The following is a 13,200-nucleotide window of genomic DNA, read 5'->3' as shown; positions in this document are numbered from 1 at the left end:
CGTTCTGTAGCATGATGGCGTTTGGGTAGATAAGGATAGATGTGTGAAATTGAGATGGTTGCTTATTTTAGTCGTTTTTCTGGCCGGTTGTAGTTCGAAACATGATTACACTAACCCGCCGTGGAACCCCGAGGTCCCGGTGAAGCGGGCGATGCAGTGGATGCCGATCAGTGAAAAAGCCGGCGCCGCCTGGGGCGTGGATCCGCAGCTGATCACGGCGATCATCGCCATCGAGTCGGGTGGTAATCCTGCGGTGGTGAGTAAATCCGGCGCTGTCGGGCTGATGCAGCTCAAGCCCTCGACCTCCGGACGCGATGTCTATCGGCGGATGGGGTGGCGCGGCGAGCCGTCGGTCAGTGAGCTGAAAAACCCGGAACGTAATATCTCGATGGGGGCCGCCTATCTGAGCATTCTGGAGAACGGTCCGCTGGCGGGGATCAAAGACCCGCAGGTGATGCGCTATGCGGTGGTGGTCTCCTATGCCAACGGCGCTGGCGCGCTGCTGCGTACCTTCTCCTCGAACCGCCAGGACGCCATCGAGGAGATTAACGATCTCGACGCCGATGAGTTCTTCGAACATGTGGTGAAAAAACACCCGGCACCGCAGGCGCCGCGCTATATCTGGAAGTTGCAGAAAGCGCTGGACGCCATGTAATCCCTCGTTTGGCCTCCGGTAGTCTCCCGGAGGCCACGTCCTCAGAAATCGTAGCCCACGGTGGCTATAACGCTGCGCTCTGCTCCCCAGTAACAGTTGCCGGTGCCATAGCAGCCGGAAATATACTCGCGGTCGCCGATATTGTTGGCGTTAACCTGCACATATGCGCCTTTCAGCGTTGGCGACCAGACGCCGAGGTCGGCCCGCATCATGGCGTCCATCAGCGTGACCGACGGCAGCCGCGCGGTGTTGGCATCATCCGCCCACTGTTTACCGATGTAGCGGACGCCGGCGCCAACGGAGATCCCCGCCGGGAACTGATAGCGCGCCCAGAAGGAGGCCATCTGATCCGGGGTCAGCTGCGGCGTGTTATTGTCGGTCCCGTCTTTGGTGTCCTGGAAACGCAGACGATTCCAGGTATACGAGGCGATAGTACTCAGCTGCGGGGTGATCTGGTGGTGCGCTTCCAGCTCAACGCCCTGGGAATGGACCTTACCCGCCGGAATATAGGTGGCGGTGGCGATGTTCGGGTCGCGAGTGGCGACATCCTTTTGCGTCAGGTCGTAAATCGCGATGCTATAGAGATCGCTGCTGCCCGGCGGCTGGAACTTCAGGCCGGCTTCAACCTGTTCGGCGGTGGTCGGTTTCAACGGTTTGCCGTCCGCGCCCGGCAGCATCGCCGGAGTGATCGCCTGGCTGTAGCTCAGGTAGGGCGACAGACCGTTGTCCAGGGCGTACAACAGCGAGGCGCGGCCGCTGATATGGTCGTCTGAACGGCGGTTTGAGGTCCCCTGGGTATCGCTGACCTGCTGGGAAACGATGCGGTCGTAGCGGGCGGAAACATCCACATGCCAGCGGTTCCAGACCATCTCATCCTGCAGATACAGCCCGGTCTGGTAATAGCGGCGATTATTGTCGTCGCTGTAGGTAACGGTATGTCCGGTCTGCGCGGTATAGCCGCTAAACGGGTTAAGGGGCGCCGCGCCGCCGGCGCCGGTCCACAGGTCGTTACGGAAGCGATGATATTCGGCGCCGAGGATCAGGGTGTGCGCCAGGTCGCCTGTATTGAAATCGGCGCGCAGGCGGTTATCGGTTGACCAGCCGTCCAGCGAACCGCGCGAACCGCTGTAGCCGCGGGCCAGCATGTCGCTGTCATCTATCCAGCCGACCTGGTAGACCTGATCGAGGGAGACGTTGGTATGGGTGTAGCTCCCGGCGGAATAGACCGACCAGACGTCGGTGAACTGGTGGTCAAACTCATAGCTGTAGATCTGCTGGCGGCGTTGATAGCCATCTCCCGGATCGCCTTCGTTGGTGCTGGGGGAGAGCTTACGGCCATTGTGCGCGTAGCGGGTGCCGTCCAGCGGCAAAGAGCCGTGGTAGCCGCCGGAAGGATCTTTTTGCAGATAGGCGCGCAGCAGCAGCGAGGTGTCGCTGTCCGGCTGCCACAGCAGGGAAGGCGAAATCGCGTAGCGCTCTTCGCGGGTATGGTCATACTGCGTGTCGCTGCTGCGGGTCATCCCGATCAGCCGCCATGCCCACTGGTCATTGATGGCGTCGGTGTAATCGAAGGCCGCGCCTTTGGTATTTTGCGTGCCGCCGGTCAGGCGGATGTGGCCCTGCTGACTGAACTGCGGACGTTTGGAAGTCAGGTTGACCACGCCGCCCGGCACGCTCTGCCCGTAGAGCGCGGAGGAGGGGCCGCGGATCACATCCACGCGTTCGATAAACCACGGGTCGATTTGCAGTACGTTATGGCTGCCGCCGTCGCTCATCAGGCGCATGCCGTCGAGGAACAGGTTATCGACGTCGCCGCCGTGGTGGCCGCGCAGGGAGATGGCGTCGAACCGGGTGGCGCCGCCGCCGAAGCTGGAGTAGACCCCCGGGGTATATTCCAGCGCCTGGCTGATGGTATTCGCCCCCTGATCCGCCATCTGCTGGCGGGTGACCACCGACACCGACTGGGCGGTAGTGATTAACGGCTGGTCGGTTTTCGTCGCCCCGAGCGAGGTGCTGGCGCTGTAGCCCTCCGTCGGCGCGCTGGCGGACGCCGGCGGGGTGGCAGTGACCACCACCGTCTCTTCGGCTTGCGCGGTGAAGGGGAGTGTGACCGCAAGGGCATACAGCAGCCCCGGGCGTTTTCGAGAAATAGCCACGTTCATAAGATCATCCTGAACCAACGCGGTCTGGTACTCCTGTACGCCGCCGCGTGAAAAACGAATCTGTCATTATTCGTTAAAAAGTAATGCGAATTATTATTGTTTGTATTTGTGCGGTCAAGCGAAAAGGTGACCTGTTCAACGCGAGGGGGTGGGGATGTGTTTCCCGCGAGCCGCAGAATGGGTCTGCGCGGGACGGTAGTGACCAGGGAGACCGCTTCCCCCTACCGATTTTGGTAGGGGCGGCGAAGCGTCAGGAGCCGGTCTTTTGCGGTTCCGCAGGGGCGGGGTCGTTAGCCGCGGGCGCCGCAACAGGTTTGTCCTGCGGTGAAGGGGTTGTCGCCGGACGGGTAGCGGGCAGCGCATCGCAGGGTTTCTCCTGCGGGCAGATCAGATCCAACATCTTCAGGGTGACGCCGTTGGTCCAGCCAAAGCCGTCCTGCAGCGGATATTCCCCGCCGCCGCCGCCGGTGCCGGTCGAGCTCACGTCATACTTCTCCACCAGCTTTTGCTTACTGTCATAGGTATGCTGCACGTTGGTCAGGAAGCGCCAGGTGACCTCCATGGCGATCTTCTGCTGACCATAGTTTTGCAGCCCCTCGACCGCCACCCACTGCAGCGGCGCCCAGCCGTTGGGAGCGTCCCACTGCTGGCCGCTGTTGACGATGGTGGTGGTCAGCCCGCCGGGTTTAAGCAGGCGCGACTCGGCGGCGGCGGCCACTTTCGTCGCCCGCTCGCGTGACGCGGCATTGACGTACAGCGGGAACAGCGCCGCCGCGGTCAGCTGATTGCGCACCTTGTGGCTTTTCAGATCGTAGTCGGCGTACCATCCCTCTTTATCATTCCACAGGTATTTCTCGATGGCCTGCTGGCGGGCGTTAGCCAGCGCATCGTACTGCGTAGCGCCAGCGCTGTCCCCGGATGCCTTGCTGGCGCGGGCGAGGGTTTTCTCCAGATGGAACATCAGGGCATTGAGATCGACCGGGACAATCGAGGTGGTGCGAATGGTGGCGAGCTGCTGCGGATTGTCCATCCAGCGGGAGCTGAAATCCCAGCCGGAGGCGGCGGCGGAGCGCAGGTCGCGATAGATCTCGGTTGCCGGACGATTCGGGTTGCTTTTGGCGGTTTTGACGTCGTCAAGCCAGGACTCGGGACGCGGGGTGTCGTTATCGTCCCAGTAGCGGTTGAGCAGCGCGCCGTCCGCCATCCGCACCGCCCGTTTGTCGGCGCTGCCGGGAGCCAGCGCGTCCGCTCCGGCCATCCAGTAGCGATACTCTTTCTCCAGCTGCGGCTGGTAGGTTTTCAGCACCTGGTCGCCATCGTGCGTCGCCAGCAGGCTCACCATAAAGGAGAAGAAGGGGGGCTGCGAACGGCTGAGATAATAGGTGCGGTTGCCGTTGGGGATATGGCCCCAGGCGTCAATTTCCGCGGCGAAGTTGGCGACCATATCCTCGACTTTATCCCAGTGACCGCTTTCGGCAAGACCCAGCATCGTGAAATAGCTGTCCCAGTAATAGACTTCGCGGAAACGTCCTCCGGGCACCACGTAGGGCTTAGGCAGCGGCAGCAGCGAGTCCCATTTTTCCACCTCGACGGTGCTGCGGGTCAGGACCGGCCACAGGCCATCGATATGTTGACGCAGAGTTTGCCCTTTGGGCGGCACATAGGTGTCGTTCTCTTTCGGCAGCGTGAAGTTCAGTTCGACGAAGTGGCGCAGGTCGAAGCTGGCCTGGTTTTTTTGCATCCGGTAATCGGCAAGGATCATCAGCGGATCGCTGTTAGGGATAGCGTCGGCGAAGGTTTTCTGATCGGCAAACAGCTTCGCGCTCTGGACATCATTGAACAGCGGGCCCAGCAGAATATCCGGCGAGGGGGGCGGCGCGGTTTTGCCGTCTTCCGCCTGAGCGTTCAGGCTCATCAGGGCGATCAGAGCGCCGCCGATCGCCAGGCGCAGGGAACAGGGCAAAGCAGCGGGACGACGTGCATCAGTACTCGTCATGGGGAGTTCTCCTTATCATTATCGACTGCGGGCCACGACGTTTGGCCATCCAAAAACCTTAGACGAATATCTGCCGCTGCGCGTGTCAGGGGTAACATTTTGCGCGAAAACAGAGGATTTACCTGCCAGGTCTCCTGAGACCGCCGCGGGCTGGGCCGCCTGGCTGAGGGCGCTGGCGTCCACGATGGCGCAAAAAACGTCGCCCTGCCTCACGACGGTGCAGCCGCCGCCGGGCGCGGGCGGCTGTTTTGTCGATTTTTTGCACAACCAGACGGCGGGGCTGAACCGATTTGCACAACGCCGCGGCGGCAGAGGACCTGGCATAATTAATGCTTATCTCTTAGCGGGATTACCACAAAGTGAGTACAACCGGAGGGGATAGCCATGATTAAAATTACGCTACCTGACGGGCATTATTATGACGAGATGCTGACCGCGCAGGGTGAACAGCGGCCGCACTATAATGCCTGGTGGCAATGGTTTCGCAACACCGATCAATTCTCTATCCGGCAGAAAAAAGCGCAAGCGGAACTGCTTTTTCACCGTATCGGCATCACCTTTAACGTGTACGGCGAGGATGAGGGGACCGAGCGGCTGATCCCGTTTGACAGCGTGCCGCGGATCATACCCGCCGGGGAGTGGCAGCGCATTGACCGCGGCATACGCCAGCGGGTGAAAGCGCTGAACGCCTTCCTCTATGACATCTATCATGAGCAGAATATCCTGCGCGCGGGGCTGATCCCGGCCGAGCAGGTGCTGGCCAACGAGCAGTATCAGCCGTGCATGCAGGGCATCAACCTGCCAAACAATACCTATGCCCATATCACCGGCGTCGATATGGTGCGCAATAACGACGGTCAGTACTACGTGCTGGAGGATAATCTGCGCACGCCGTCCGGCGTCTCCTACATGCTCGAAAACCGTAAGATGATGATGCGCCTCTATCCGGAGATGTTCGAGCAGCATCATATTGCGCCGGTGGAGCGCTACCCGAGCTACCTCCTGCAGACCCTGCGCGAAAGCTCGCTGGTGGATGATCCCTGCGTCGTGGTGATGACCCCGGGTCGCTTCAACAGCGCCTACTTCGAGCACAGCTTCCTGGCGCAGCAGATGGGGGTCGAGCTGGTGGAGAGCGCCGACCTGTTTATTAAAAACGGCGCGGTGTATATGCGCACCACCGAGGGGCCGCGGCGGGTGGATGTGATTTATCGCCGCATCGACGACGCCTGGCTCGACCCGCTGGCCTTCCGCGCCGATTCGATGCTCGGCGTCCCGGGGCTGCTGTCCGTCTATCGCGCCGGCGGCGTAGTGCTGGCCAACGCCATCGGCACCGGGGTGGCTGACGACAAATCGATCTATCCGTACGTCCCGGAGATGATCCGCTTTTACCTCGGCGAACAGCCGATCCTCAGCAATATCCCCACCTGGCAGTGCCGGAAAGCGGAGGACCTGCGCTACGTGCTGAGCAATCTCGAGCTGATGGTGGTCAAGGAGGTCCATGGCGCCGGGGGCTACGGCATGCTGGTCGGCCCGCGTTCCACCAAAGAGGAGCGGGAGGCCTTCCGCCAGCGCCTGCTGGCCAATCCGGCCAACTATATCGCCCAGGACACCCTCGCGCTGTCGACCTGCCCCACCTTCGTTGATGAAGGGCTGTCGCCGCGGCATATCGATTTACGCCCCTACGTGCTGTCCGGGCAGGAGATGCGGCTGGTGCCCGGCGGCCTGACCCGCGTGGCCCTCACCGAAGGGTCGCTGGTGGTCAACTCGTCGCAGGGCGGCGGAACCAAGGATACCTGGGTGATGGAGGATGACGCATCATGCTAAGTCGTACGGCGAGTGAACTGTTCTGGATGGCCCGCTATCTCGAGCGGGCGGAGAGCTACGCCCGGGTGCTGGACGTGACCTGGAAATTATCGATGATCCCCCGTCACAGCCAGCAGTCGCGGGATCTGGCGCTGCCGCTGAATTTGTCGATGACCCACGAGTTGTTTCAGGCGCGCCATGCCCGCTTTACCATGAGCAATCTGCTCAACTTTTTTGCCCTTGATGGCAACAACCCCTGCAGTATTTACAGCTGCGTGGAGATGGCGTGGAACAATGCGCACGCGGTGCGCGGCAGTCTGTCGGCCGAAGTGTGGGAGAGCATCAATGCCACCCGCATTGAACTGCGGACCCTCCGCCAGCAGGGGCTGGGCGAGCTGGGGAGCGACGGCTTTTTTGAGTGGGTGAAAGAGCGGGTGCATCTGTTTCGCGGGGCAGTGATCGGCACGCTGCTGCGCAACGACGCCCTGAGTTTTATCGGTATCGGCACCCTGATTGAGCGCGCCTTCGCCACCACCCAGTTGCTGCTGATTAAGGATCAACAGCTGACCAACGATCCGGATCCGGTGCGGGAATACTACCGACTGGATACCCTGCTCAATGCGGTCAGCGCCCGCGAAGCCTACAACAGCCTCTACCGCCAGCCGGTCAGTCGCGAAACGGTGATGGAGCTGCTGATCCTGCGCAACGATATTCCACGTTCGCTGCGCGCCAGCATTGCCGACCTGGTGGGCGAGCTGGAGAAGATTGCCAACGATCGTTCTTATCAGCCGTTGCGCCTCGCCCATCAGCTCAACGTTGACCTGCGCTTCAGCACCCGTGACGACCTGGCGCAGGCGGACCTGCAGACCACCCTTAACGGGCTACTGGCGAGAATTAACGCGCTGTCCGACAGCATCAGACAAACCTACCTGGAGGCCTTATGAAACTGGTCATCGATCATCTCACCCGCTATGGCTACGATGAAGAAGTGAAGTTTTCCACCCAGTATCTGCGCCTGACGCCACGCAGTACCGCCCGGCAGACGATCACCGCCTGGACGCTGACCCTGCCGGACGGCGCGGCGGTGACCACTACCGACGGCTGGGGCAATGTGCTGCATGTGCTGACGCTGGATAACCCGCACAAGGAGATCACCATCCGCGCCAGCGGGATTGTCGATATCGCCGACGAAGGGGAGGAGACGCGTGATGAAGAGGCCGAGCTGCTGTCGCCGCTGGTTTTTCTGCGCTGTACGCCGCTAACCCGCGCCGATACGGCGATCCGTGAGTTTGCCCAGCGCCTCTATCGTCCCGATGCGGCGGAAGAGAGTCTGAATCAACTGATGGCGGATCTGCTGTTAAGAATGCCATACTCCCCCGGCGCGACCCAGGTGCAGGACTCCGCCGCCGACGCCTTCGCCCGCGCGAAGGGGGTGTGCCAGGATCATACCCATGTTTTTCTCGCCTGCTGCCGCGCGCTGGAGATCCCGGCGCGCTACGTCAGCGGCTATGTCTACAGCGATAACGCCCAGCATGTGGCGATGCATGCCTGGGCGGAAGTCTGGCTCGACGGCCGCTGGCTGTCGTTTGATATCACCAATAATACCCGTCGCCTGAATCAGCATTTACGGCTGGCGACCGGGCTGGATTATCTCGATGCCTGCCCGGTACGGGGCACCCGGCTGGGCGGCGGCGGGGAGATTATGTTAACTAACGCTGAAGTGCGCGAACACAGCCAGCAGGCGCAGCAGCAATAATACGGGAATAACCGCAATGACCTACTGTGTGGCCATGTGCCTGGCGGATGGACTGGTGTTTGCTTCCGACTCCCGCACCAACGCGGGCGTCGACCATATTGCCACTTTTAAAAAGCTGCACGTTTTCCATCAGGAGGGGGAACGGGTGCTGGTGCTGCAATCCGCCGGCAATCTGGCCACCACCCAGAGCGTGATAAGCCTGCTCAGCGCGCGCATCCGTACCCAGCAGGAGCCGAATCTGATGCAGGTCACTTCCCTCTACGACGCCGCGATGCTGATCGGTAAAACGCTGCTGGAGGTGATCCAGCGCGACAGCAGCAATCAGCAGACCTGCAGTAACACCAACTTCAACTGCAACCTGCTGCTTGGCGGCCAGATCGCCGGCGAACCCCATCGTCTGTTCCATATTTATCCGGAGGGCAACTTTATTGAAGCCACCCGCGACACGCCTTATTTCCAGATTGGCGAAAGCAAATACGGCAAACCGATCATCGATCGGGTGCTGACCATCGACACGCCGCTGGAGCAGGCGATGTGCTGCGCGTTGATCTCCATTGACTCGACGCTGCGCAGTAATCTGTCCGTCGGCCTGCCGCTGGATACGCTGCTCTACCGCAGCGGCAGCTTCAGCAGTGCCGGGCAGCATCGCATCACCGACAGCGATCCCTACTTCAACCGCATTCGCAAGGCGTGGTCCGAAGGGCTGTTGCACACCTTCCAGACTCTGCCGACCTGGACGCCAGCGGAGCGGGAAGAGGAGTAGTCGCTGTGACGCTCCGCCGGTATCGTCGGCGCGAAGGCGGGTAAGGCGCTGGAGTCCTTAAGTATCCTCGACCTGGCGGTAAAATTTCAGCAATAGCGGTAAATAAATTAACGACAGGCCGCACGGATCGTAGGCCGGGCAAGGCGTCGCCGCCGCCCGGCACAAAAGCGGCGCCGCTGTCCTTGTCCGGCGGCGCTGCGCCTGCACCGGCCTGGATGGCCCGGGGAGGGGGGTATCCCGTAGGCCCGGCAAGCGCAGCGCCGCCGGGCGATGGACCTGTTTAAACACCGCCAACCTGTTGCGCCATGGACGGTATTCTCTTTGCCCTGTTGAACACAAACGCGCTTTTTGGCAAAGCTAAGTCAATTAAATACTTTGTTATTTAACGTGTTATCTCACATCTTCGGAGGGAATGAGGCAACACGGCAAGGTATCGGAAGTGACGGAAAAGAAGACGGCTGTCTATGTGGATGACCAACAGCGCATCCTGATCCGCCAGCTGGCGCGCAGCTGGCTGTGGCGCAGCGAGCTGCCGACCTGGCTGCTGATTGTGACGGTTTACGGCGGCTGGTTTGCCTGCGTGGCGGGCTGGCGGACGCTGGGACTGTTTCCGGCCACGCTGCTGTTGATCTGGTTTACCGCCTGGTATATGTCCTTACAGCATGAGCTGATCCATGGGCATCCCACCCGGCTGGCATGGTTTAACCAGCTGTTGGGGACGCTGCCGCTGGCGGTCTGGTATCCCTACGGCGTCTACCGCGACAGCCACCTGGCGCACCATCGCAACCATCTGCTGACGCACCCTGAGGATGACCCCGAATCGTACTACGTAACGGCGGAATGCTGGCAGCGCTTCTCAGCCTGGCAGCGCCGCCTTATCCACCTGCGCAACACCTTCTGGGGGCGTCTGCTGCTGGCGCCGATGATGGATATTATTCACACCCTGAACAGCGCGCTGCGGGCTTTCCGCGAGGGCGACCGCCGCGCTATCGCCATGTGGAGTCTGCATCTGTTGCTGCTGACGGGCCTGCTGACCTGGATGGCGGCGCAGGGTTTTTCTCCGCTGTGGTTTGTGCTGGCGGTGAGCTACCCGGCGCTGGCCCTGACCAAAGTACGCTCTTTTCTCGAACATCGCGCCGCGGATGACCCGCTGGCCCGTTCGGTGATCAACGAGGCCGGGCTCCCCTGGCGGGTGCTGTTCCTCAATCTCAACTACCATGCGGTGCATCATGATCTGCCAGGGGTCCCCTGGTACGCTTTACGTCAACTGTATCTGCATCGCCAGGCGGCGTATCTGCAGCGTAATCAGGGGTTCCTGGTGCGCGGGTACGGCGAGTGGCGACGCCATTTTAGCCGCCGGGCGGTGGCGGTGAACGCCCATCCGGGCTTTGGCGAGCAGGCGCAGGCGGGAGGAGAATATGGCTGAACGCATGACTTTTCCGATGTATGCCATCCACCGTCAACAGACCCAGGCCCTGTGGCAGGCGGTGCAGTCGCTGCTGGACGAACGCGGCGTGATGGTGGCGGGGGACCCTCCGGCGGCTGACCCCGGGGATCTGCTGGCTCACTGGCGCCAGCCGACGCTGTTGCTGAGCCAGACCTGTGGCTACCCGCTGGTGACCCAATTGCCGGAGGTGCAGACGGTGGGCTGCTTCCACTACGCTGCGCCCGGTTGCGAAGGGCGCCGCTATCGCAGCCTGCTGGTGGTCCGCGAAGCGGATAGCCACCGGAGCAACTGTCTTGAAGGTAAAAATTATGGAGCAACGTGGTGGTACGACTCATCCCATTCTTCGTTCTTTCTGAGCATTGCGTTCAGGATAGTAAGCAGCTTACGCATACAGGCTACCAGCGCCACTTTTTTGGCCTTTCCGGCTGCAAGCAGGCGCACATAAAACGTTTTTATCACCGGATTAAAGCGGGTTGCCACAAGCGCAGCCATGTACAGTGCTGATCTTACGCCAGCCCTGCCGCCAAAAATGGTTCGCCGGCCACGCATAGTCCCTGAGTCCCGGTTGACAGGAGCAACACCTATAAGCGCACTGATTTCGCGCCGGGAGAGCGTTCCCAGTTCCGGAATCTCCGCCAACATCGCGGAAACGGTCATGGTGCCTACACCTTTGATACTGCTCAGGCGCTCAGCAATCTATTTAAAGTGGTTCCGGATGTGACTGTTCATGTCTTTCTCGAGCCTGGCAAGCTCATCTTCCAGCGCTTTAATGATGGTATTAATGCTTTTCTTGTTCTGTGGATGGGATGGATACAGTCGGTTACGCTCAGCCACCAACATCGCAATCAACTGGCGTCTGCGAACCACCATTGCAGCAAGGGCCTGACGTTCAGCATCCGGCAGTGCCCTGATAAAGCGTTTCCGCTCAGGATGACGATTAATAACCTCAGCCATCTGCGTGAGGACTCTGGCATCAATTCGGTCGGTCTTCGCAAGATATCCCATTGCACGGGCGAAGTCACGGGCCTGCCTGGGATTGACCACGGCAACCTCAAAACCTTCGGCCTGAAGCGAACAGGCCACCGCAACCTCCAGCCCACCAGTGGCCTCCATCAGAACCAGAGCAACGGAGTGCCGTCTCAGTCCGGTAATAATCGCGTTAAAGCCATCAGAGTCATTGCTGACTGTAAACTGAGCAACATCACTGCTGGCAGCGATGTCCAGTGTGGCTTTGGAAACATCGATGCCCACACAAAGTGGATTTGGCTGACTCATTTTTACCCCTCCTTGCAAATACGTTATGGAATACGGACAACTGTTCGGGTTTCAGATGAGTGGCTCAGCGTATGCGCCAGTCGCTGATATACGGGCTTGAACCCTGGAAGGCATCGGGCTGCATACGTTTTGCCAAATCTAATCGTATTAATTTTAATCAGTCTTCAAGATACAAGGCTGGGTAACTTTTTGGGCCGTCGGGCGGTGTGCAATGCCGAGCACTCGCAGTCCGGCTACAACGTACTGCGTAAAATGGTCGCGCCGCTCTCCCGGGAGGGGCGTTTTTTTTCAGCGGTGATGTTCAGCGGCAGCCATCGGCAATCGCTGCGCGAACTGCAGCAGGAAAACGCCGATATCGCCGCCATCGACTGCGTGACCTACGCTCTGCTGCAGCGCCATCAGCCGCAGGCTCTGGCTGGCCTGGTGGCGATCGGCTGGAGCCCGGCCGCGCCAGGGCTGCCGCTGATCACCGCCGGCGCCACCCCGGCGGCAACGCTGAATAGCCTGCGCGAGGCGCTCCAGCAGCTGGTAAGCGATGATCGCTATCGTTCCCTGTGTGACGCCTTGCTGATCTGCGGCTATAGCGATATGTCGCGGGAGGCCTATGCGCCGCTGCTGGCGTGGCGGGATGAGGCCGCGGCGCTGGGGGTCAGCCAGCTATAGGCGAAATGCCCGGGCCAGCGATCTGCGCCGGGGCGGGCTATAGCGGCTGGTCCCACGGCTGGGCGCTGAGATCCATTCGCAGATAGGAAGAGAGCAGGTCGACAGCCAGCTGGTCGCTCATCAGCTGCTCGTTAAGCTGCTGGCGCAGCCGCGGGATCATCTCTTCACGATAGGCCGGGTCGTTGTTTTATGGATTTGTGATCGGCAACACAAATGACTCTCCAATGGCCGTCGTAAAAGATAAATTACCAGGGTTGATTTTAATCAAAGTATGACCAACTGCGCTATGGCGGAAAAAAGATCGCTGCCTATCGCGACCCAAAAGAAAAATTGTGAATTTAATGTTTCTTTGGTGTAAATAATGACCGTGCATTTTCCCCAACCGCCGGGGATAAAATGTGATGCCCGACCGGCTTGTCGTTAAATAATGGCGTTTATTACGTCTGCTTTTTATTCTTTACAGCATTAATTTAATTTTCGGCTTTCTTCTCACCCTGATAGCGCGGGTCGAATAGCGTACAAAAGACGTATTTTTTATCGCCATTTCGCCGTCGATGTTATCGCCATCAATTATTTTTATCCCCGCATTCGGCCACGGCAAAAGGCGCGCAAATAGCGTTCATGATGCTTGTAATGTATTGATTTTAATTTGCTTATTCTGGCTCGTGGATCCTGCTTAT

The 13,200-nt window shown here is 60.0% G+C and carries 10 protein-coding genes and 4 pseudogenes; 9 read left to right on the top strand and 5 right to left on the bottom strand.

Annotated elements, in window-relative coordinates:
- Positions 1-43 precede the first annotated feature (43 nt).
- Positions 44-655, top strand: a complete 612-nt coding sequence (emtA, locus tag DR88_RS11925) for a membrane-bound lytic murein transglycosylase EmtA (RefSeq protein WP_002910846.1) — start codon at positions 44-46, stop codon at positions 653-655.
- 41 nt (positions 656-696) lie between these two features.
- Here emtA and DR88_RS11930 read toward each other — a convergent pair whose 3' ends face one another.
- Together DR88_RS11930 and DR88_RS11935 are read right to left on the bottom strand one after the other, a co-directional pair.
- Complete coding sequence (locus DR88_RS11930) at positions 697-2,817, bottom strand: TonB-dependent siderophore receptor (protein ID WP_004148817.1); 2,121 nt, start codon at positions 2,815-2,817, stop codon at positions 697-699.
- A 250-nt stretch (positions 2,818-3,067) separates the two neighbouring features.
- On the bottom strand, positions 3,068-4,813 hold the full coding sequence (locus DR88_RS11935; RefSeq protein ID WP_025860668.1) for an alpha,alpha-trehalase: 1,746 nt from the start codon (positions 4,811-4,813) through the stop codon (positions 3,068-3,070).
- 184 nt (positions 4,814-4,997) lie between these two features.
- Between DR88_RS11935 and DR88_RS29340 the strand changes: the two are divergent.
- From DR88_RS29340 to DR88_RS0126075, 7 genes and pseudogenes are all read left to right on the top strand, one after another.
- Positions 4,998-5,126 (top strand): annotated as a pseudogene (locus DR88_RS29340) (biopolymer transporter TonB); the annotation flags it as partial.
- A gap of 71 nt (positions 5,127-5,197) precedes the next feature.
- Entirely contained in the window at positions 5,198-6,637 is a 1,440-nt protein-coding gene (locus DR88_RS11940; RefSeq protein WP_004180417.1) for a circularly permuted type 2 ATP-grasp protein, read from the top strand.
- Positions 6,631-7,560: an alpha-E domain-containing protein gene (locus tag DR88_RS11945; protein ID WP_002910835.1), complete on the top strand. Its 930-nt coding sequence runs from the start codon at positions 6,631-6,633 to the stop codon at positions 7,558-7,560. The genes DR88_RS11940 and DR88_RS11945 overlap by 7 nt, the downstream gene beginning before the upstream one ends.
- Positions 7,557-8,372, top strand: a complete 816-nt coding sequence (locus DR88_RS11950) for a transglutaminase family protein (protein WP_002910832.1) — start codon at positions 7,557-7,559, stop codon at positions 8,370-8,372. The genes DR88_RS11945 and DR88_RS11950 overlap by 4 nt, the downstream gene beginning before the upstream one ends.
- A 16-nt stretch (positions 8,373-8,388) precedes the next feature.
- The gene (locus DR88_RS11955; protein ID WP_025860666.1) at positions 8,389-9,135 is read left to right on the top strand and encodes a proteasome-type protease; all 747 of its coding nucleotides are present in this window, start codon (positions 8,389-8,391) and stop codon (positions 9,133-9,135) included.
- Positions 9,136-9,574: 439 nt separating this feature from the next.
- Positions 9,575-10,561 (top strand): fatty acid desaturase, encoded by a 987-nt coding sequence (locus DR88_RS11960; protein ID WP_025860664.1) that lies wholly within the window; start codon positions 9,575-9,577, stop codon positions 10,559-10,561.
- Positions 10,554-10,865: pseudogene (locus DR88_RS0126075) on the top strand (phosphate ABC transporter substrate-binding protein); the annotation flags it as partial. The gene DR88_RS11960 and the pseudogene DR88_RS0126075, both read left to right, overlap by 8 nt.
- Positions 10,866-10,888: 23 nt before the next feature.
- On the opposite strand, the pseudogene DR88_RS0126070 reads toward DR88_RS0126075, so the two are convergent.
- Positions 10,889-11,857 (bottom strand): annotated as a pseudogene (locus tag DR88_RS0126070) (IS110 family RNA-guided transposase).
- Positions 11,858-12,034: 177 nt separating this feature from the next.
- On the opposite strand from DR88_RS0126070, the pseudogene DR88_RS11965 reads away from it, so the two are divergent.
- Positions 12,035-12,520: pseudogene (locus DR88_RS11965) on the top strand (phosphate/phosphite/phosphonate ABC transporter substrate-binding protein); the annotation flags it as partial.
- 37 nt (positions 12,521-12,557) lie between these two features.
- Here the strand turns inward: DR88_RS11965 and DR88_RS0126065 are convergent.
- Positions 12,558-12,680: a nitrilotriacetate monooxygenase gene (locus DR88_RS0126065; protein ID WP_004145488.1), complete on the bottom strand. Its 123-nt coding sequence runs from the start codon at positions 12,678-12,680 to the stop codon at positions 12,558-12,560.
- Positions 12,681-12,977: 297 nt separating this feature from the next.
- Positions 12,978-13,121, bottom strand: coding sequence for a hypothetical protein (locus tag DR88_RS30840; RefSeq protein ID WP_004148810.1), 144 nt, complete (start codon positions 13,119-13,121; stop codon positions 12,978-12,980).
- Between the last annotated feature and the right edge of the window lie 79 nt (positions 13,122-13,200).

The sequence above is a fragment of the Klebsiella pneumoniae genome, assembly GCF_000742135.1.
Taxonomy (GTDB): domain Bacteria; phylum Pseudomonadota; class Gammaproteobacteria; order Enterobacterales; family Enterobacteriaceae; genus Klebsiella; species Klebsiella pneumoniae.
This window is presented reverse-complemented; position numbering and strand designations above follow the sequence as displayed.